Origin of the sequence: Streptomyces sp. NPDC058008, assembly GCF_042886395.1 — a bacterium.
Lineage (GTDB): Bacteria > Actinomycetota > Actinomycetes > Streptomycetales > Streptomycetaceae > Streptomyces.
Window position 1 is genome coordinate 39,328 of sequence record NZ_JBHVQX010000015.1, and the last position, 20,110, is coordinate 59,437.

Here is a 20,110-nt window from a genome sequence, read left to right on the forward strand (position 1 = left end):
GGGAAGGGGTCGCGAACAGCTGCCCCGAGCCGCCAACTCCCCATCCGTGCACGGTTCGAGCGGTACGGCGCCGGCTCGCGGCGCCCGGCGCACTCTCAGCGGTCCGACAGGTTCGGGCCCGTTTCACAGCGGGCGGCCAGGAAAGCTCCAGAGTTCGCACAACAAGCTTCGCCACCATGCGCACATGCAATCCGACCCCGTCATCGAGAAAGACCCGGCGCCGCGCGGACGACGCCGGGCACACGCCGGACCGGCCCGCGCGGCCGGGCGCCGCCGCACCACCGCGCGCCCCCAGGACGGGCCCGTCTTCGTGGACAGCTCAGGACGCCGGGCCAGGCTGCTGCGCCGCGCCGGCGTGCTGCTGGGCACCGTGTGCGTCGGTTACGCCGCCGTGCTGGGGCTCGCCTTCATGGGCGGCATCTCCCTGACCCCCTCCCAGTTGCTCCCCTTCGACGGCGGCCCGGCCGCCGAGGCCGGACCGGGCGGCGGGACGCGGCCCGGGTACGGCGTACCGCCCGGTGGCACCGCTCCCCCGAGCGGCGCGCCGTCGGCACCGGCGTCCGGCGGGGCGGCGGCGTCCGCGCCGGGCGGGGCCGGCTGATGGCCGCTCGGCGCCGCCGGCACGCCACACCCGGCAGGATCGGCCGCGTGGGACGGCAGGCCGTCCCACGGCCCCGCGTGATCATGGCCCTGCTGCTCTTGCTGGGACTCGTCTGCACCATGCTGCTGGACGGCTACCTGCGCGCCGAGGTCGGCAACGACCAGCGGGTGCGCTCCGACGCGTCGTCGGACACGGTGCCCGACGAGGTGCTGGAGGGCGGGCCCATCCTGAGCTTCCCCGGGGGCACCGCGCGTACGCGGTCCGTGCCGGACAGGACCATCGTGCTGACCTTCGACGACGGCCCCGATCCCGAGTGGAGCGGGAAGGTGATGGACATCCTGGACGAGAACGACGTGCCGGGCACCTTCTTCCTCGTCGGCTCGATGATCTCCCGTTATCCGGACGTCGTGCGCAGGATGGTCGACGAGGGCAACGAGGTGGGGGTCCACACCTTCACCCACGTCGACCTCTCCTACCAGAGCGAGGCCCGCGTCAAGCGGGAGATCGCCCAGACGCAGCTCGCCCTGGCGGGCGCGGCGGGCATCACGACCACCCTGTTCCGCGCGCCGTACTCCTCGAAGAACGACGCGATCGACGACTACAGCTGGCCCGTCTACGAACGCCTCGGCGCGATGGGCTACACCAGCGTGTTCATCGACGCCGACAGTGAGGACTGGCAGCAGCCGGGCGTTGCGAAGATCGTGGAGTGGGCGACACCAAAGGACGGCGAGGGCGCCGCGGTGCTCTTCCACGACGCGGGCGGCGACCGTTCCGAGACGCTGGCCGCGCTGCCCGCGTACATCAAGAAGATGAAGGCGAAGGGGTACACCTTCACCACCGTCAGCGGCGCGCAGCAGCAGGACGGTTCCGCCGCCGGGGAGTCCGGTGCCGGGCAGGCGGGCCCCGCCACGGCCGGGGCCGCGCCGGGCGACCCGGAGCAGGCCGCCCACCGCCGCGCGGACACCGCCAGCCTCTGGGAGGGCCGCGCGCTGCTCGCCGCCGTCGCCGTCGCGGAGTGGACGGTGCCGGGGCTGGCCGCGGTGCTGGCCGTCGTCGGGGTCGCGGTCCTGGCCCGCTTCGGCATGATGCTGCTGCTCGCCCGGCGCCACCACCGGCAGCGGAACAGACGCGGATTCACCTGGGGCCCGGAGGTGACGGAACCGGTCAGTGTGATCGTCCCGGCGTACAACGAGAAGGAGTGCATCGCCGGGACCCTCAGCTCCCTCGCCGCCAGCACCCATCCGATCGAGATCGTGGTCGTGGACGACGGCTCGACGGACGGCACCGCGGAGATCGCCGAATCGCTGAGCCTGCCCAACGTCCGGGTGATCAGGCAGGAGAACGCCGGCAAGTCTGCGGCCCTGAACAACGGGGTGCGGCAGGCGCGGTACGACATCGTCGTGATGATGGACGGGGACACCGTCTTCGAACCCGGCACCGTGCACGCGCTCGTCCAGCCGTTCGCCGACACCGGGATCGGCGCGGTCGCGGGCAACGCGAAGGTCGGCAACCGGTCCACGCTGATCGGTGCCTGGCAGCACATCGAGTACGTGATGGGCTTCAACCTCGACCGCAGGATGTACGACCTGCTCGGCTGCATGCCCACCATCCCCGGCGCCATCGGGGCGTTCCGCCGCCGGGCGGTCCTGGAGGCCGGCGGCATGAGCGAGGACACCCTGGCCGAGGACACCGACATCACCATCGCGCTGCACCGCGCGGGCTGGCGTGTCGTCTACGCCGAGCACGCCCGTGCCTGGACCGAAGCACCTGGATCACTGGGCCAGTTGTGGCGCCAGCGCTACCGCTGGAGCTACGGCACCATGCAGGCGCTGTGGAAGCACCGCAGGTCCGTCGTCGACCGGGGACACTCCGGGCGCTTCGGGCGGGTCGGCATGCCGCTCGTCGTCCTCTTCCAGATCGTGACGCCGGTCTTCGCCCCGCTCATTGACGTCTTCACCCTGTACGCGATGCTCTTCGTGGACTTCCGCGCCTCCCTGCTCGCGTGGCTGGCGGTCCTGGCCGTGCAGCTGGTCTGCGCGGCGTACGCCTTCCGCCTCGACCGGGAGAAGTACCGCTACCTGCTGATGCTGCCGCTCCAGCAGCTCGCCTACCGGCAGTTGATGTACCTCGTGCTGATCCACTCCTGCGTCACGGCAGCGACCGGCGGCCGGCTGCGCTGGCAGAAGCTGAAACGCACCGGCGAGGTGGGCACGTCCCGGGTGGGGGGACCGTGATGGCGGGGGCGCACCGCAGGCCGGCGAACGCGCCGTCCCCCGCAGCCGCCCCGGGCACCGGCCGCGACCGGTCCTTCGACGTGCTGCGGGCGGTGGCGCTCGTCCGGGTGGTCACCTACCACACCTTCGAATGGCCCTGGCTGGGCTACGTGTTCCCCTCCATGGGCGTGATGTTCGCGCTCGCCGGATCGCTCATGGCCCGCTCGCTGGAGCGGCCGGCCGCCGGGGTGCTGCGCGGCAGACTGCGCAGACTGCTGATCCCGGTGTGGCTGTTCGGCCTGGTGCTCGGGGTGGCGATGCTGCTGCACGGCTGGGTGCCGGGTCCCGACGTGCTGCTCTGGGTGCTGCCGGTCGGCGATCCGCCGGGCGACGCGTGGGGTGAGCAGGCCTGGGCGGTGCTCTGGTACCTGCGCGCCTACCTCTGGTTCGTGCTGCTCTCGCCGCTGCTGCTGCGCCTCTTCAGGTTCGCGCCCCTTCCCGTGCTCGCCCTGTCGCTGGTGCCCGTCGTGGTGCTGGAGACGGTGTCCGGTGTGCCGGACGGCCGGATCGGGAGCGCGGTCGGCGACGCGTCGGTGTTCCTGTTCTGCTGGCTGCTGGGCTTCGCCCACCGGGACGGGGTGCTCGACCGGCTGCGCGGCCCGGGAGCGGTGGCCGTCGCCGTGCCGCTGATGGCGGCGGGTGCCTCGTGGGCGGCCGGGCACCCGGCGGACGGTTCGTTCGACCTGGACGACATCCCGCTCGCCCAGGCGCTGTGGTCGGCGGGGTTCGTCCTGCTCCTGCTGCGTTTCCGGCCGCGCTTCGACGGTCTCGCACGCCGTCCCGCGGCCGACCGCCTCGTCACGGTCCTCAACGCCCGCGCGGTGACGGTCTACCTCTGGCACGAGGTGGCGCTGATGGCGGCGGTGCCGCTGATCGACCTGATGTGGGAGGTGCCCGCGCTGGAGCGGCATCTGCCGCTGGACAGCCCGTGGGTGCAGTTCGGCGTCGCGTGGGTGCTGATCGCGGCGGCGGTGGTGTGCTTCGGCTGGGTCGAGGACGTCGCGGCGAGAAGGCGTCCCCGGCTCCTGCCCTGAGCACGGAGGAGGGCGTCCCCGGGTCCTGCCCTGACGCACGGCGGAGGACGGCCCCGGCTCCCGCCCTGACGCACGGCGGAGGACGGCCCCGGCTCCTGCCCTGACGCACGGCGGAGGACGGCCACGGGTCCCGCCCAGACGCCCGGGGCCGCGTGGCGTCGCGGCCGGGCGGGAGACACCGGCTGCCGTCTCCACAGGTCCGGGGGTGTGCGGGAACACCCGCACACCCCCGCCGCCCGGCCGCTCTCAGTCCTCGTGCCCGAGCTGGAGATCGCGTTCGGTCCGTCCCCCGCCGGGGAGTTGGAGCACCGTGGCGACCGGCGGGTAGCCCGCGGCGATCACGGTGTACTCACCGGTGGACAGGTCCACGAACCGGAACGCGCCGTCGGCGCCGGTGGTGAGGGTGTCGACCACGTTGCCCGCCGCGTCCAGCAGCGTGACCCGGGCGTCCTCGACCACCCGCCCGCCGGGAGCGCGTACGACGCCGCGCAGCACGGCACCGCCCGCCAGCTCGATGTCCTGCCGGGTCTCCCTGGCCGCCTGCACACTGACCGGGAGGGCGGCGGGACGGAAGGCGGGGGCGCTGGCCGCCAGGGTGTACTCGCCGGCCACCAGCTCGCTGATGACGTAGGCGCCCTCGCGCCCGGTGCGGGTGGTCGCGACGACCTCGCCCCGAACGTCGGTGAGGGTGACCGCCGCGTCGCCGACCGGCGTGCCGTCGGGGGTGAGGACCGCCCCGGCGAGCCGGCCGGCCCCGCCGAGCACCACGTCGAGCTCCACCGGTCGGTCGCCCACCGTGACGCTGACGGCCTGTGGCTGGTGGCCGCCCGCGGCGGCGATCAGGACGTAGGCGCCGGCGACGGGCGCGCTCAGGGCGTACCGTCCGTCGTCGCCGCTCGCCCCGCGTCCGACCTGCCGTCCCTGGACGTCGATGAGGGTGAGCGCGGCCCTCCCCACCTGCGTCCCGTCGGGGTGCTGGACGCATCCGCGCACGGGGGTCCCGGTGAGGGGACCGGACGGCGGGGGGCCGGGGTCGGTGCGGGCCGAGGGGATCGCGGAGGGCGCCACGGCCGGGTCGGGGGCCGTCTGCGGGGTGGGGTGGGACACCAGCGATTTCTCCTTGAGGAAGAAGGCGAGGAACAGGCCGAGCAGGAGCACCGGCACCAGGTAGAGGAAGATCCGCGGCATCGCGTCGGCGTACGCCTGGATGTAGGCGTCGCGCAGCGCGGGCTCCATGGTGTGCACGAGCTGCGGGGTGATCGACTCCGGGTCGGGCAGGTCCGCGCCGGTGGGGAGCCGCACCCCGAGCGCGTCCGCGAGCCGACCGGCGAACAGGGTGCCGAAGATCGCGGCGCCGATGCTGCCGCCGATCTGCCGGAAGTAGTTGTGGGCGCTGGTGGCGGTGCCGAGGTCGGACGGGCGTACGGAGTTCTGCACGGCCAGCACGAGGATGGACATGACGAGGCCGATGCCGATGCCCAGGACGGCCTGGAAGACGCCGTACTGCAACGGCGAGGTACTCGTGTCGAGGAGGGAGAGCAGCCACATGCCGACGGCCGACACGGCTCCGCCCACCAGCGGGAAGACGCGGTAGCGGCCGGTGCGCGAGACGAGCTGGCCGGAGACGACCGACGCGACGACGATGCCGCCCATCATCGGCAGCATCAGCAGCCCCGACTCGGTGGCGGACACGCCCTCGACCATCTGGAGGTAGGTCGGCAGGTAACTGGCGGCCCCGAACAGCGCGACCCCGACGACGGCGCCCACCAGCGAGGTCACGTTGAAGACCGAGTCACGGAACAGCCGCAGCGGGATGACGGGTTCGGCGGCGCGGTGCTCGACGACCAGGAAGAGCAGGGCCGTTCCCGCGGCCCCGGCGGCGAGTCCCAGAATGGTCCGCGAGCCCCAGGCGTACTCCGTGCCGCCCCAGCTGGTCAGCAGCACCACGCAGGTCGAGGCGGCGGCCAGCAGCAGCGCCCCCAGTACGTCGAGCCGGGGGCGGACCGAGGGTTTCGGCAGCTTCAGCACGAGCGCGATGACGGCGAGGGTGACGATGCCGAACGGCACGTTGATGTAGAAGCACCAGCGCCAGGAGGCGTGGTCGGTGAAGAAGCCGCCGAGGAGGGGGCCGGCGACGGAGGCGAGGCCGAAGACCGCGCCGATGAGGCCCATGTAGCGGCCCCGCTCCCTGGCCGGGACGATGTCGGCGATGATCGCCTGGACGCCGATCATCAGCCCGCCGCCGCCGATGCCCTGGACGGCCCGGAAGGCGATGAGCTCGTCCATGGTGCGCGACCAGCCCGCGAGGGCGGACCCGATGACGAAGATGACGATCGCGAACTGGAAGACGCTCTTGCGGCCGAAGAGGTCACCCAGCTTGCCGTAGATCGGCAGACCGATCGTGGAGGCGAGCAGGTAGGCGGTGACCGCCCAGGACATCTTGTCCAGGCCGTGCAGCTCGCCGACGATCTTCGGCAGGGCGGTGGCGACGATCATCTGGTCGAGCGCCGCGAGCAGCAGGGTGAGCATCAGGCCGAGGAAGACCAGCCTGACCCTGCGGGGGCTGATGCCGTCCGGCGGCGCGGGCGGTCCGGCGGCGGACGGCGGGCGGGGCGGCTCGGCCGCCACCGGGTCACCGGGTGCCGCCCGGACCCCGGGCGGACCGTAGCCCGCGCCTCCCGGCTCGTCCTCCACCAGAGTGATCCCACCCACCACGTGACGCTCCCCTCGTCGCAGCTGCGCCGCCCATTTCTCGCACCAGGCGGTGAGGCGGGGCAAACGCGAACAGGTGCGCGCTCGGCGCGCGCGGAGGGCTTATGCCCCGGTGGGAGGCACTACGGCGCACAACCGGCCACCCCGGAAAACCACCCGTTCCGGTGAGGCCGGCCGTGACGCCAACAGCAGGGGGAGCAGGGTTACTTCTCGACCTCGGTGGCCAGGTTCTGGAGCAGTTCGTCGTAGATCCGGCCGAGCCCCTTGGGTGCGAAGGTCTTCTCGAAGAACCCGCCGATGCCTCCCGCTCCGTTCCAGACGGTCGAGACGACGGCCTTGGACTTCCCCTCACCGGCCGGGGTGACGGTCCAGGTGGTGACCATCGACGAGTTGCGGTCCTTCTCGACCAGCTGACCGTCGGTGGGCTCGGTGACCTCGAGCAGGCAGTCGCGGACCCGCTTGCTGGTGGCCTGGAGCTTCCAGTGGACGAGGGTGCCTTCGCCGTCCCCGCCCTCGCGCACCTCGTACTCGCTGAAGTGCCCGGTCAGCACCTTGCCCCGGACCTCCTTGTAGTCGGCCAGCGCATCGAACACCGCCTCCGCGTCCGCCGCGATGATCCGCTCTGTCGTGGCCTCGACCTGCGCCATGCCTGTTCCTCCAGCACTCGGTTGTTCGGGGTGCTGCTGAGCCAACCACCTCGGGTGCGGCCCCTCAAAATCGGGTCCCGCTTCGTACCCCGCACGATCAAGGGAACATATGTTCTATTCTCTGCGGAGTACTACCGAGGAGGCGCACATGCGCTGGGACAATCTGGCAGAGAACACGACAAAAACAGGGAACGGCGCCCTCTTCGCCGCGGACGCGGTGACCACGCGCACGTTCGACACCCCGGAGTTCCGGGGCATCACCTTCCACGAGGTACGGGCCCGCTCGATCGTGAACCGGGTGCCCGGGGCCTCCCGCATGCCGTTCGAATGGACCGTGAACCCGTACCGGGGCTGCACCCACGCCTGTGTGTACTGCTTCGCCCGCAGGACCCACAGCTACCTGGACCTGGACACCGGCCTCGGCTTCGACTCCCAGATCGTGGTCAAGGTCAACGCACCCGAGCTGCTCGGCCGCCACCTGGCCTCACGCCAGTGGCACGGCCAGCACATCGCCATGGGCACGAACGTGGACTGCTACCAGCGGGCCGAGGGCCGCTACCGGCTGATGCCCGGCATCATCGCGGCCCTGCGCGACCACGCGAACCCCTTCTCCGTCCTCACGAAGGGAACGCTGATCCTGCGCGACCTCGACCTGTTGCGGCAGGCCGCCGAGGTCACCGAGGTGGGCGTCTCCGTCTCCGTCGGGTTCACCGACGGCGAGCTGTGGCGCACGGTCGAGCCGGGCACCCCCTCCCCCGAGCGCCGCCTGGACGTCGTCCGGGCCATGACGGACAACGGGATCGGCTGCGGTGTGCTGATGGCCCCGGTCATCCCCTTCCTCGGTGACCGCCCCGACCAGCTGCGCGCCACGGTCCGCGCCATCGCCGCCGCCGGGGCGACCTCGGTCACACCGCTGGTCCTGCACCTGCGGCCCGGCGCCCGCGAGTGGTTCATGCGGTGGCTCGGCCACCACCATCCGCACCTGGTGCGGCGGTACGAACAGATGTACGCGGACGGGGCGTACGCGCCGACCTGGTACCAGCAGGGCATCACCCGCCGGGTGCACGAGCTGGCGGCGGAGTACGGCATCGGCCCGGCGGACCGGGGCGGCGCCCGGCGCGTCGTCCGCGAGACCCCGGACGGAGCCCCGGACGGCCCTGCGGACGGCCCCACCCAGCTGTCACTGCTCTGACCGCACCGGCCTCCCTCACCGAACGGGTCAACTCTCGGCGCCGGGCGACCCCCCGCCCCCGGATCCGGGAAGCATGCGGCCGGGCTGTGCCCCCCACAGCCGCGTTCCCCGACCCAGGGAGGCCCCATGACGAAACGTGCAGGAATCCTGGTCGCGGTCGGTGCGACGGTCGCGGGTCTGGTGACCGCCGTACCGTCCACCGCGTCCGCGCCCTCCCCGTCCGCCGCGTCCCTCAAGTGGACCGGCTGCGGGACGAAGGCGTACCCGACGCTCCAGTGCTCGACCGTCCGCGCCCCGCTGGACCATGACAACCCGTCGGGCATGCCGGTCACGCTCGCCCTCTCCCGGATCCCGCACACGGCGAAGACCTCGCAGGGCCCGCTGCTGGTCAACCCCGGCGGCCCCGGCGGAAGCGGGCTCTCCATGGCGGGCTTCGTGGCGTCCTCCCTGCCCGCGAAGCTCGCCGCGCAGTACGACGTGATCGGGTTCGACCCGCGCGGGGTCGGCAGGAGCACCCCGGCCCTGAACTGCGTACCGAAGTACTTCGAGCCCGTGCGCCCCGACTCCGTGCCCGACTCCCGCAAGGCGGAGAAGGCCTCGCGCGACCGCGCCGCGTCCTTCGCCGCCGCGTGCGGCGAGAAGCACGGTGACCTGCTGCCGTACATGGACACGGTCAGCGCCGCGAAGGACCTCGACGTCATCCGCCGGGCCCTCGGCGCGCAGCGGATCAGCTACTTCGGATACTCCTACGGCACCTACCTGGGCGCGGTGTACGCCAAGCTGTTCCCCGAGCGCGTCCGCCGCCTGGTGCTGGACTCGGTCGTGGACCCGAAGGGCGTCTGGTACGAGGACAACCTCGGCCAGGACCACGCGTTCGACGCGCGCCACAAGGCCTTCGCCGGGTGGGTGGCGAAGAACGACGCCGTGTACCGCCTGGGCAAGGACCCCGCCGCGGTGGAAGCCGCGTGGTACCGGATGCGCGCCGCGGTGAAGAAGCACCCCGCGGCAGGGAAGGTCGGGCCCTCCGAGCTCGAGGACACGTTCCTGCCGGGCGGCTACTACGACGGCTACTGGCCGCGCCTCGCCGAGACGTTCGCGGCGTACGTGAACGACAAGGACCAGGACGCGCTCGCCACGGCCTACGAGGACTTCGCGGCCGTCGACGCGAGCGGTGAGAACGGGTACTCCGTCTACGCGGCCGTGCAGTGCCGCGACGCCGGCTGGCCCCGGTCCTGGCGCACGTGGCGCGACGACACCTGGCAGGCGCACCGCAAGTCGCCCTTCATGTCATGGAACAACACCTGGTACAACGCTCCGTGCGCCACCTGGCCGGTGGAGCCGCTGGAGCCCGTCGAGGTCACCAACGACGCGATCCCGCCCGCCCTGGTCCTCCAGGCCACCGACGACGCGGCCACCCCCTACGAGGGCGGCGTCACCATGAGCCGCGGGCTGAAGGGGGCCGCTCTCGTCGTCGAGCAGGGCGGCGGCAACCACGGGATCACGCTGAGCGGCAACGGGTGCCTGGACAGGCACCTGGTGGCCTACCTCACCGACGGCACCCTCCCGTCCGGCGGCGGCAGCGGCCCGGACGCGGTCTGCGCCGCCCAGCCGGAGCCGAAGGCCGCCACGGTGACGAAGGCGGCCGCCGACACGAAGGGCACCACGCTGCACGGCCTGCTCGGCTTCCGCGGCTGATCCGCGACTGAGAAATGCCGGGCCCCGCGCCGGGGGCGTACGCCAGGATGGGCCGCGTGACCACACGGACCGTCCCGGCGCACGCCCCCGGCGTGCGTGTCCGGGAGATGACCCTCGACGACTGTGCCGCGGTGGCGGACATCAGGGTGCGCGGCTGGCGGCACGCGTACGCGGGACTGGTCCCACGGACGTACCTGGACGCGATGGACGCCGCCCGGGACGCCGAGCGCCGGCGCGCGCACCTCACGGCGGACGACGGGCAGATGAACCTGGTGGCCGAGGCTCCGCACGCCACGGTGACGGGCTGGGCGTGCCACGGACCGTGCCGCGACGGAGACGCCCGGCCGGGGAGCGCCGAGCTGTACGCGCTCTACGTGCGTCCGGACCGCATCGGCACGGGCACCGGGCGCACGCTCCTGACCGAGGCGACCGGCCGGGCCTCGGCGGGCGGCTTCCTCACGATGACGCTCTGGGTACTGAAGGAGAACGTGCGGGCCCGGCGCCTCTACGAGCGGGCGGGCTTCCGCCCGGACGGTGCGGAGGAGGCCTTCGAGGCGGGTGGCGCCCTGGTGCCCGAGGTCCGCTACGTTCGCCCCCTCAGCCCGCCGGCATCCGGCTGAGGGCTTCCGCCGCCGCCGTACCCAGGCGCGGGTGCGGCAGGGCGGCCTCCAGGACCGGGCGGGCCCTCCCGTCCTCCAGCGCCCCCAGCCCCTCGACGCAGGCGAGCGCGACCCGCCAGTGCGGCTCGCCGGGGGCCAGCAGCCGGTGCAGGGTGCTGACCAGGGCGGGGACCGATTCGGGTGCGCGCAGGGCGGTCAGGAGCCGCACCGGGTGCAGGGCGTAGGCGGTCCGCATGCGGTTGGTGGCGAGCGCGGCCGCCGCGCCGGGTGTCCGGGGGTCGCCGAGGAGCCTGAGGGCGTACGCGGCCGATACGCAGCGCTCGGGATCGCGGTGGTTGAGGAGGAGGACCAGGGCCTCGAAGGCCCGGCGGTCGCCCCGGCAGCCGAGCCGGAAGGCCGCCATCTCCCGTGCCCACAGGGGGCGTTCGGGTGCGACCAGGGCCAGGGCCAGCTCCTCGTCGTCCTCGGTGGTGAGCAGTCTCCGGAAGGCCACGGACCCACCCGCCTCGTCACCGAGCCTGTCCACCAGCGAGCGGAACTCCTCATCCATGACCCTGAGTCTAGCGCCGAACACGCAGGGTGTTCGGGGAAACTGTGTGCCAGTGCACAACTGACCAGGGCTGGCGCGCTCGTTACCCGCCGGTTAATCTCAAGTGAGCGGGACACACACCCGCCGGCTCCGGTGGCCTGGTGACGCAGCCACCCGGAGTGCTCGTCGGTTCGGCAGTTCGTGCGACGCGGCTCGGGACAGAGCCCGTCCCCCTCCCCCGGGTGCGGTGCGCGCCCGGGACCCGCACCACGACGCGTGATTCCCGCGCACGGAACGCCGGTTGCTCCCCGAGCCCGCCCGCTCCCGCGCTCCTCCCAGTCGTCACTCACCCTGGAGTCCCGTGATGGACACCCCTCTCACCATCATCGCCGTCGTCGGCCTCGGCACCATGGGCACCGGCATCGCCGAGGTCCTGGCCCGTGCGGGCCGCGAGGTCGTCGGCATCGACGTCAGCGAAGCCGCCGCCCGCCAGGCCGTCGCCTCCCTGGAGGCCTCCACGGCGCGCTCCGTGCGCCGGGAACGGATCACGGAGCGGGAGCGGGGAGACATCCTCGCCCGGTTCCGCACGTTCTGCGATCTGCGGGCCGCGGCGGACGCCGAGCTGGTCATCGAGGTCGTGCCGGAGACGTACGAGATCAAGCAGCAGGTCTTCCGTGAGCTGGACGCGGTGGTCTCCCCCACCGCGATCCTCGCGACGGGCACGAACGCCCTCTCGGTGACCCGGCTGGCCGCCGAGTCGCAGCACCCCGAGCGCGTCCTCGGCCTGCACTTCTTCAATCCCGCGCCGGTCATGAAGCTCGTCGAGGTGGTCTCCTCGGTGCTGACCGCGCCGCCGGCCGTGGAGAGCGTCACCCGGCTCGCGCGTGAGCTGGGAAAGGAGCCGGTCGCCGTGGGCGACCGGCCGGGCTTCGTCGCCGACGGCCTGCTGTTCGGCTACCTCAACCAGGCCGCGGCGATGTACGAGGCGAACTACGCCTCCCGCGAGGACATCGACGCCGCCATGAGACTGGGCTGCGGGCTGCCGATGGGCCCCCTGGCCCTGCTCGACCTGATCGGCATCGACACCGCCCGCACGGTCCTGGAGGCCATGTACGCCGCGTCCCACGACCGTCTGCACGCCCCGGCCCCGGTGCTCGGGCAGCTCGGCGAGGCGGGCCTGACCGGCCGTAAGGCGGGGCGCGGCTTCTACACGTACGACGCCCCCGGCGGCCAGGACGTGGTGCCGGACGCGCTGACCCCGGCCGGGAGCGCGGGTGCCTCCGCCGGGCGGGAGGTGACGTCGGTGGGCGTGGCCGGTTCGGGGACGATGGCCTCGGGCATCGCGGAGGTGTTCGCGAAGGCCGGCTACGCCGTGGTGCTCGCCGCACGCAGCCAGGAGAAGGCGGACGCGGCCAGGGCGCGGATCGCCACGTCGCTGGACCGCTCGGTGGCCAAGGGCCGGCTGACGGAAGAGGCCAGGGACGGGACCCTCGCCCGGATCACCGCGTCGGGAACGCTGGACTCCCTCTCCGACGTCGGCCTCGCGGTCGAGGCGGTCGCCGAGGACCTGGAGGTCAAGCGGCAGCTCTTCCGGACCCTGGACAAGGTGTGCAGGCCGGGCGCGGTGCTGGCGACGACCACCTCGTCCCTGCCCGTCGTGGCGGTCGCCAGCGTGACCTCGCGGCCCGGGGACGTCGTCGGGATGCACTTCTTCAACCCGGCGCCCGCGATGAAACTGGTCGAGGTGGTCCGCACGGTGCTGACCTCGGACGAGGCGCACGCCACGGTCCGCGGGATCTGCGTGAAGGTGCGCAAGCATCCCGTCGACTGCGGTGACCGAGCCGGCTTCATCGTGAACGCGCTGCTGTTCCCCTACCTCAACAACGCGATCAAGATGGTCGAGGAGCACTACGCGACGCTCGACGACATCGACGCGGCCATGAAGCTGGGCGGGGGCTACCCCATGGGGCCCTTCGAGCTCCTGGACGTGGTCGGCCTCGACGTCTCCCTCGCCATCGAGAAGGTCCTGCACGGCGAGTTCCGCGACCCGGGCCTCGCCCCGGCGCCGCTGCTCGAGCATCTGGTGGCCGCGGGCTGCCTCGGCCGGAAGACGGGGCGCGGCTTCCGCGAATATGCCCGGCGCTGACCCCGGGGCCGGGTGGGGCGGGTTGCTGGGGCCGTCGGGCGACCCGCCCCCACAGGCGCGCTCCCCTGCGCCGATGGGTTACGTTCACCTCATGTCCCAACCCGCCAAGCCCCCCCGTTCCTCCGCCGCGAAGGACGCCCCGGAGAGTGCCGCAGGCACCCGGGCGGCCGCGCAACGGCTCAAGATGCGCCGTGAACTGGCCGCGGCGGCCATGGAACTGTTCGCCACCAAGGGGTACGAGGCGACGACGGTCGACGAGATCGCGGGGGCGGCCGGGGTCGCCCGGCGCACGTTCTTCCGCCACTTCCGTTCCAAGGAGGAGGCGATCTTCCCGGACCACGACGACACCCTCGTCAGGGCCGAGGCCGTCCTCAACGCGGCCCCCGCGCACGAGCACCCCCTCGACACCGTGTGCCGCGGCATCAAAGAGGTCATGAAGATGTACGCGGCGAAGCCCGCGGTCTCCGTGGCGCGCTACAAGCTGACCCGTGAGGTGCCCACGCTGCGCGAGGCCGAGATCGCCTCGGTGGCCCGCTACGAGCGGCTGTTCACACGCTATCTGCTGGGCCACTTCGACGAGCGCGACCATCACGTGGGCAACGACGACCCGCTGCTCGCGGAGGTCGCGGCGTCCGCGGTCGTGACCGCGCACAACCACGTGCTGCGGCGCTGGCTGCGGGCGGGCGGCAAGGGCGACGTCGAGTCGCAGCTCGACCACGCGTTCGCGATCGTCCGGGACACCTTCGGCACGGGGATCGGCGCGGGCCGGACCGTGGGGGGCGAGCCCGCCAGGACCCCCGCGGCCTCGGTGTCCAGGGAGGGCGAGGTGCTGGTCGCCGTGGCCCGTACCGACGCACCGCTCGACGAGGTCATGCGCACGATCCAGCAGGCCCTGAAGGAGCACTGAGGACGGGCCCCGGCCCTCCGGGGTCCTCCCGCCCCGATCATGCCGGGCTCACGTGTTCCGGCGCCTGGTCCGGCCCGGTCCGCACGAAGGACCCCGAGGGGCCGAGGGCCGCCTCCGCGTACCAGGGCGGCGGGGCCGAGCCCTCGCTCCACGCGGTGAGTCCTTCGATGCCGACACAGACGATGCCGCACCTCCCGGCGTACTCCAGCGCGGGCTCCGTGAACGCGCCGGTGGTGACGACGACCGCCGTGTCGGCGCCGTGCACCGCGTAGCAGGTGCCGCCGAAGCGCTGGAGGTCCTGCGAGCCGACCTTGTTGCCCTCCGTGTACCGCTTGCACTGGATCACCAGGCTGCGGCCGTCCGGGGTGGTGGCCACCACGTCCGCGCCCAGGTCGCCGGCGCCTCCGACGACCTCCGCGTCCGTGCAGCCGTCCCGCCCGCAGAGGGCGGCCACGGCCTCCTCGAAGTCGTACGGGTCCATCGCCGCGTACCCGTACGGATCCTCCGGCGTCCCGCCGGCCGGCACCGGCTCCGGGTCGGGGTCCGGCCCCGCGTCCTGCCCCGCGTCCGGAACGCCGCCCTCCACGGGCCGTTCCTCCAGGGCGGCGTCCACCGCGTCGCGGGCGGCCCCGAGGGCGCTCCCCGCGACCCCGGCCGCCGCCCCGCGGACACGGCGCCCGCGCAGCAGCGCCACGAGCACCGCCACCAGGACGACGGCCAGGACGGCGACGGCCACCGGATGCCGTTCGGCGCTCTTCAGCGCGGTGCGCACCGCCAGTCCGCCGCCGCAGACCAGGAGGGCGAGGAACACGAAGCCGAACGTGGTCCGGCGGAGGTCGAATTCGGATCTGCGGCCCTTGCGGGCCCCTCTGCGCACCGGTATGCCCATCGCGTACCCACCCCTGTCCCTCACGGTCCCGTCAAGATCACTTTCGTCTGCCCAGGGGCCACGGGTTGACGCACCCGGCCGTGCGGCCGGTCCCGCGCCGACGACGCCGTACGGGTACCGCAGCGCGCCATGGAGCCCACAAACAGGGGAGCAATCAGGCATACCGCCCATGATGTTGCTCATGCGTGCCTACGAGATGACAACTGAGAGAAATTGTTGGCACTGGGTGCCTTGCCACCTGTCACGGAGTGCCATACGTTGAAGGTGTCCGGGCGGCCGGCGTGCAGAGACCTCTCGTACGCCGGCTGTCCCCGCAGACCACGTGTCGGCGCGCCCGGGCGCCTGCGTCACAGGCACACCCTTCTGCTCCACCGAGCAGGCCCGCAGCACCACCTGCCGAACCGACGGCACACCTCCACACCGCACCGCTCCCCCTGACCACAGGGGTACTCCGGCGTCCTCCCGAGCCGGAGACCCGATCTGCCGGAGGCAACACCGTGAAGGAAATCCTGGACGCGATCGAATCGCGGGACAGCACGGCCGCGGACTTCGCGGGCCTGTCCATCCCCGAGTCGTACCGCGCGGTGACCGTCCACAAGGACGAGGCCGAGATGTTCGCCGGCGTCGCCGGCCACGACAAGGACCCCCGCGAGTCCCTCCATGTCGAGGACGTGCCGGTGCCCGAACTCGGGCCGGGCGAGGCCCTGGTGGCCGTCATGGCCAGCTCGGTCAACTACAACTCCGTGTGGACGTCGATCTTCGAGCCCGTCTCGACCTTCGGCTTCCTGGAGCGGTACGGCAGGCTCAGCGACCTCAGCAAGCGGCACGACCTGCCGTACCACGTCATCGGATCCGACCTGGCGGGTGTCGTCCTGCGCACCGGGCCCGGCGTCAACGCCTGGGCCCCGGGCGACGAGGTCGTCGCGCACTGCCTGTCCGTCGAGCTCGAATCCAGTGACGGGCACAACGACACGATGCTCGACCCCGAGCAGCGCATCTGGGGCTTCGAGACCAACTTCGGCGGCCTGGCGGAGATCGCGCTCGTCAAGTCCAACCAGCTGATGCCCAAGCCGAAGCACCTCAGCTGGGAGGAGGCGGCGGCTCCGGGCCTGGTCAACTCCACCGCGTACCGCCAGCTCGTCTCGCGCAACGGCGCCGGCATGAAGCAGGGCGACAACGTGCTGATCTGGGGCGCGAGCGGCGGACTCGGCTCGTACGCGACCCAGTTCGCGCTGGCCGGCGGCGCCAACCCGATCTGCGTCGTCTCCAGCGACCAGAAGGCGGAGATCTGCCGCAGGATGGGCGCCACCGCGATCATCGACCGCAACGCCGAGGACTACAGGTTCTGGAAGGACGAGCACCACCAGGACCCGCGTGAGTGGAAGCGCTTCGGCAAGCGCATCCGCGAGCTGACCGGCGGCGAGGACGTGGACATCGTCTTCGAGCACCCGGGCCGCGAGACCTTCGGCGCGAGCGTGTACGTGACCCGCAAGGGCGGCACGATCGTCACCTGCGCCTCGACCTCGGGCTACCAGCACGAGTACGACAACCGCTACCTGTGGATGTCGCTCAAGAGGATCGTCGGCTCCCACTTCGCCAACTACCGGGAGGCGTGGGAGGCCAACCGGCTGATCGCCAAGGGGAAGATCCACCCGACGCTCTCCAAGGTCTACTCCCTGGAGGACACCGGCCAGGCCGCGTACGACGTGCACCGCAACCTGCACCAGGGCAAGGTCGGTGTGCTCGCGCTGGCCCCCCGCGAGGGGATGGGCGTGAGCGACCCGGAGCTGCGGGAGCGGCACGTCGACGCCATCAACCTGTTCCGTGACACATCGGCGGAGCGGGCCAACCCATCCACCCGCAACGTCTGAGGTCCCTCCATGACCGAACGTCAGAAGGACCGTCCGTGGCTGATGCGGACGTACGCCGGGCACTCGACCGCCGAGGCGTCCAACGAGCTCTACCGGCGCAACCTCGCCAAGGGCCAGACGGGTCTCTCGGTCGCCTTCGACCTGCCCACGCAGACCGGCTACGACCCCGACCACGTGCTCGCCCGCGGCGAGGTGGGCCGGGTCGGGGTGCCGGTCTCGCACCTCGGTGACATGCGGCGGCTGTTCCAGGACATCCCCCTGGAGCAGATGAACACCTCGATGACGATCAACGCGACCGCGATGTGGCTGCTGGCGCTGTACCAGGTGGTCGCGGAGGAACAGGGCGCGGACCCCGGCCGGCTCCAGGGCACCACGCAGAACGACATCGTGAAGGAGTACCTCTCGCGCGGGACGCACGTCTTCCCGCCGGGGCCCTCGCTGCGGCTGACGACCGACATGATCACGTACACGGTCAACCGCATCCCGAAGTGGAACCCGATCAACATCTGCAGCTACCACCTCCAGGAGGCGGGGGCCACCCCGGTCCAGGAGATCGCGTACGCCATGTCGACGGCCATAGCGGTGCTCGACGCCGTCCGTGACTCCGGGCAGGTGCCGGAGGAGCGGTTCGGGGACGTCGTCGCCCGCATCTCGTTCTTCGTGAACGCGGGGGTCCGCTTCATCGAGGAGATGTGCAAGATGCGCGCCTTCGGCCGCATCTGGGACCGGGTCACCCGGGAGCGGTACGGCATCGCGAACCCCAAGCAGCGCCGCTTCCGCTACGGGGTGCAGGTCAACTCCCTGGGGCTCACCGAGGCGCAGCCGGAGAACAACGTCCAGCGCATCGTGCTGGAGATGCTGGCCGTCACCCTCTCCAAGGACGCCCGCGCCCGCGCCGTGCAGCTGCCCGCCTGGAACGAGGCCCTGGGGCTGCCCCGCCCCTGGGACCAGCAGTGGTCGCTCCGCATCCAGCAGGTACTGGCGCACGAGAGCGATCTGCTGGAGTACGAGGACATCTTCACCGGTTCGCACGTCATCGAGGCCAAGGTCGACGACCTGGTCACCGAGTCGCTGGCCGAGATCGACCGCATCCAGCAGATGGGCGGCGCGATGGCCGCGGTGGAGTCCGGCTACCTGAAGTCGGAGCTGGTCTCCTCGCACGCGGCGCGACGGGCGCGGATCGAGGGCGGCGAGGAGAAGATCGTCGGCGTCAACATCCACACGACGACCGAGCCCAGCCCGCTGACCGCCGACCTGGACGCCGCGATCATGACGGTGGACCCCGAGAACGAGGCGCGGGTGGTCGCCGCGCTCGGCGACTGGCGCGACAACCGCGACGAGGCCCGCGCCACCGAGGCGCTGGCGGCCCTGAAGAAGGCGGCGGCGGGCACCGAGAACATGATGGAGGCGACCGTCGAGTGCGCACGGGCGGGGGTCACCACGGGTGAGTGGTCCTGGGCCCTGCGCGACGTGTTCGGCGAGTTCCGCGCGCCGACCGGCGTCTCGTCCGCGCCGGTGACCGTCCCCGCGGAGGCGGGCACCCCCCTCGCACTGGTCCGGGAGAAGGCCGCCCGCACCGCCGGGGACCTGGGCGTCGGGCGGCTGCGCCTGCTGGTCGGCAAGCCCGGCCTGGACGGGCACTCCAACGGCGCCGAGCAGATCGCCGTACGGGCCAGGGACGCCGGCTTCGAGGTGGTCTACCAGGGAATCAGGCTGACGCCCGAGCAGATCACCGACGCCGCGCTGGCCGAGGACGTGCACTGCGTCGGCCTGTCGATCCTGTCCGGCTCGCACGCCGAGCTGGTTCCGGACGTGCTGCGCCGGCTGCGCGAGGCGGGTGCGCCGGACATCCCGGTGATCGCCGGCGGCATCATCCCCCCGGCCGACGCGCACGCGCTCCTCTCCGCCGGAGTCGCCGCCGTCTTCACCCCGAAGGACTTCGGCATCACCGAGATCATCGGCCGTATCGTCGACGAGATCCGGAAAGCGAACAAGCTCGACCCTCTGGAGGTCTCCGCATGACCACGCCCACCGCCCCGGTGAACCGGCTGCGCCCGCGCCGTTCCTGTCTGGCCGTGCCGGGCTCCAACCCCCGGTTCCTGGAGAAGGCCCAGGGCCTCCCGGCCGACCAGGTCTTCCTGGACCTGGAGGACGCCTGCGCGCCGCTCGCCAAGGAGGGCGCCCGCCACCACATCGTCGACGCGCTCAACAAGGGCGACTGGACGGGCAAGACCCGGGTCGTACGGGTCAACGACTGGACGACGCACTGGACGTACCGCGACGTCATCACGGTCGTCGAGGGGGCGGGCCAGAACCTCGACTGCATCATGCTGCCCAAGGTCCAGGACGCGCGGCAGGTCGTCGCCCTGGACCTGCTGCTGACCCAGATCGAGAAGACGATGGGCTTCGAACCCGGCCGGATCGGGATCGAGGCGCAGATCGAGAACGCCAGGGGCCTGGTGAACATCGACGACATCGCCGCCGCCTCGCCCCGGGTGGAGACCCTGATCTTCGGCCCGGCCGACTTCATGGCCTCGATCAACATGAAGACCCTGGTCGTCGGCCAGCAGCCGCCCGGCTACCCGGCGGACGCGTACCACTACATCCTGATGCGCATCCTGATGGCGGCCCGCACGCACGACCTCCAGGCCATCGACGGGCCCTTCCTCCAGATCCGCGACGTGGACGCCTACCGCGAGGTGGCCGGCCGTGCGGCGGCCCTGGGCTTCGACGGCAAGTGGGTGCTGCACCCGGGCCAGGTCGACGCGGCGAACGAGGTGTTCTCGCCGTCGCAGGAGGACTACGACCACGCCGAGCTGATCCTCGACGCGTACGACTGGTACACCTCGGAGGAGGGCGGCAGGAAGGGTTCGGCGATGCTCGGCGACGAGATGATCGACGAGGCCAGCCGCAAGATGGCCCTGGTCATCGCGGGCAAGGGCCGCGCGGCCGGCATGCGCCGCACCTCCGAGTTCGAAGCCCCGGAGGCCTGAG

General features: G+C 72.2%; 15 protein-coding genes. 11 read left to right on the top strand and 4 right to left on the bottom strand.

What is annotated here, in order from left to right; all coding sequences use genetic code 11:
• Positions 1–184: 184 nt before the first annotated feature.
• From ACFVS9_RS16865 to ACFVS9_RS16875, 3 genes are read left to right on the top strand one after another with little or no spacing between them, the layout of a single operon-like run.
• Positions 185–601 carry a hypothetical protein gene (locus ACFVS9_RS16865; RefSeq protein WP_389932997.1) on the top strand — a complete coding sequence of 139 codons (417 nt, stop codon included), beginning with the start codon at positions 185–187 and terminating at the stop codon, positions 599–601.
• The gene (locus ACFVS9_RS16870; RefSeq protein WP_389933000.1) at positions 601–2,835 is read left to right on the top strand and encodes a bifunctional polysaccharide deacetylase/glycosyltransferase family 2 protein; all 2,235 of its coding nucleotides are present in this window, start codon (positions 601–603) and stop codon (positions 2,833–2,835) included. Before ACFVS9_RS16865 ends, ACFVS9_RS16870 begins: the two co-directional genes overlap by 1 nt.
• On the top strand, positions 2,835–3,908 hold the full coding sequence (locus ACFVS9_RS16875) for an acyltransferase family protein (RefSeq protein WP_389933002.1): 1,074 nt from the start codon (positions 2,835–2,837) through the stop codon (positions 3,906–3,908). The genes ACFVS9_RS16870 and ACFVS9_RS16875 overlap by 1 nt, the downstream gene beginning before the upstream one ends.
• Before the next feature lie 246 nt (positions 3,909–4,154).
• Here the strand turns inward: ACFVS9_RS16875 and ACFVS9_RS16880 are convergent, their stop codons facing one another.
• Entirely contained in the window at positions 4,155–6,623 is a 2,469-nt protein-coding gene (locus tag ACFVS9_RS16880) for an MFS transporter (protein WP_383116431.1), read from the bottom strand.
• Positions 6,624–6,823: 200 nt separating this feature from the next.
• Entirely contained in the window at positions 6,824–7,267 is a 444-nt protein-coding gene (locus ACFVS9_RS16885; RefSeq protein WP_383116432.1) for an SRPBCC family protein, read from the bottom strand.
• A gap of 148 nt (positions 7,268–7,415) precedes the next feature.
• On the opposite strand from ACFVS9_RS16885, the gene ACFVS9_RS16890 reads away from it, so the two are divergent.
• From ACFVS9_RS16890 to ACFVS9_RS16900, 3 genes are all read left to right on the top strand, one after another.
• A complete protein-coding gene (locus ACFVS9_RS16890) occupies positions 7,416–8,459 on the top strand; it encodes an Rv2578c family radical SAM protein (protein ID WP_389933005.1) in 1,044 nt (347 codons plus the stop codon).
• Between the two features lie 126 nt (positions 8,460–8,585).
• Positions 8,586–10,154, top strand: a complete 1,569-nt coding sequence (locus ACFVS9_RS16895; RefSeq protein WP_389933008.1) for an alpha/beta hydrolase — start codon at positions 8,586–8,588, stop codon at positions 10,152–10,154.
• 47 nt (positions 10,155–10,201) lie between these two features.
• A complete protein-coding gene (locus ACFVS9_RS16900) occupies positions 10,202–10,774 on the top strand; it encodes a GNAT family N-acetyltransferase (protein WP_389933010.1) in 573 nt (190 codons plus the stop codon).
• Here the strand turns inward: ACFVS9_RS16900 and ACFVS9_RS16905 are convergent.
• A complete protein-coding gene (locus tag ACFVS9_RS16905; protein ID WP_383116436.1) occupies positions 10,752–11,324 on the bottom strand; it encodes an adenylosuccinate lyase in 573 nt (190 codons plus the stop codon). The two genes, ACFVS9_RS16900 and ACFVS9_RS16905, sit on opposite strands and share 23 nt — an antisense overlap.
• Before the next feature lie 343 nt (positions 11,325–11,667).
• On the opposite strand from ACFVS9_RS16905, the gene ACFVS9_RS16910 reads away from it, so the two are divergent.
• Both ACFVS9_RS16910 and ACFVS9_RS16915 read left to right on the top strand, forming a co-directional pair.
• Positions 11,668–13,449: a 3-hydroxyacyl-CoA dehydrogenase family protein gene (locus tag ACFVS9_RS16910; RefSeq protein ID WP_389933012.1), complete on the top strand. Its 1,782-nt coding sequence runs from the start codon at positions 11,668–11,670 to the stop codon at positions 13,447–13,449.
• A 91-nt stretch (positions 13,450–13,540) separates the two neighbouring features.
• Positions 13,541–14,356 (top strand): TetR family transcriptional regulator, encoded by an 816-nt coding sequence (locus ACFVS9_RS16915; RefSeq protein WP_389933015.1) that lies wholly within the window; start codon positions 13,541–13,543, stop codon positions 14,354–14,356.
• A gap of 37 nt (positions 14,357–14,393) precedes the next feature.
• On the opposite strand, the gene ACFVS9_RS16920 is transcribed toward ACFVS9_RS16915, so the two are convergent.
• Positions 14,394–15,245, bottom strand: a complete 852-nt coding sequence (locus ACFVS9_RS16920) for a restriction endonuclease (RefSeq protein ID WP_389933018.1) — start codon at positions 15,243–15,245, stop codon at positions 14,394–14,396.
• A gap of 497 nt (positions 15,246–15,742) precedes the next feature.
• Between ACFVS9_RS16920 and ccrA the strand changes: the two genes are divergently transcribed.
• From ccrA to ACFVS9_RS16935, 3 genes are read left to right on the top strand one after another with little or no spacing between them, the layout of a single operon-like run.
• On the top strand, positions 15,743–17,116 hold the full coding sequence (ccrA, locus tag ACFVS9_RS16925) for a crotonyl-CoA carboxylase/reductase (RefSeq protein ID WP_389933021.1): 1,374 nt from the start codon (positions 15,743–15,745) through the stop codon (positions 17,114–17,116).
• 9 nt (positions 17,117–17,125) lie between these two features.
• Positions 17,126–19,138, top strand: coding sequence for a protein meaA (locus tag ACFVS9_RS16930; protein ID WP_389933024.1), 2,013 nt, complete (start codon positions 17,126–17,128; stop codon positions 19,136–19,138).
• Positions 19,135–20,109 carry an HpcH/HpaI aldolase/citrate lyase family protein gene (locus ACFVS9_RS16935; protein WP_383116442.1) on the top strand — a complete coding sequence of 325 codons (975 nt, stop codon included), beginning with the start codon at positions 19,135–19,137 and terminating at the stop codon, positions 20,107–20,109. Before ACFVS9_RS16930 ends, ACFVS9_RS16935 begins: the two co-directional genes overlap by 4 nt.
• Position 20,110: the final 1 nt, after the last annotated feature.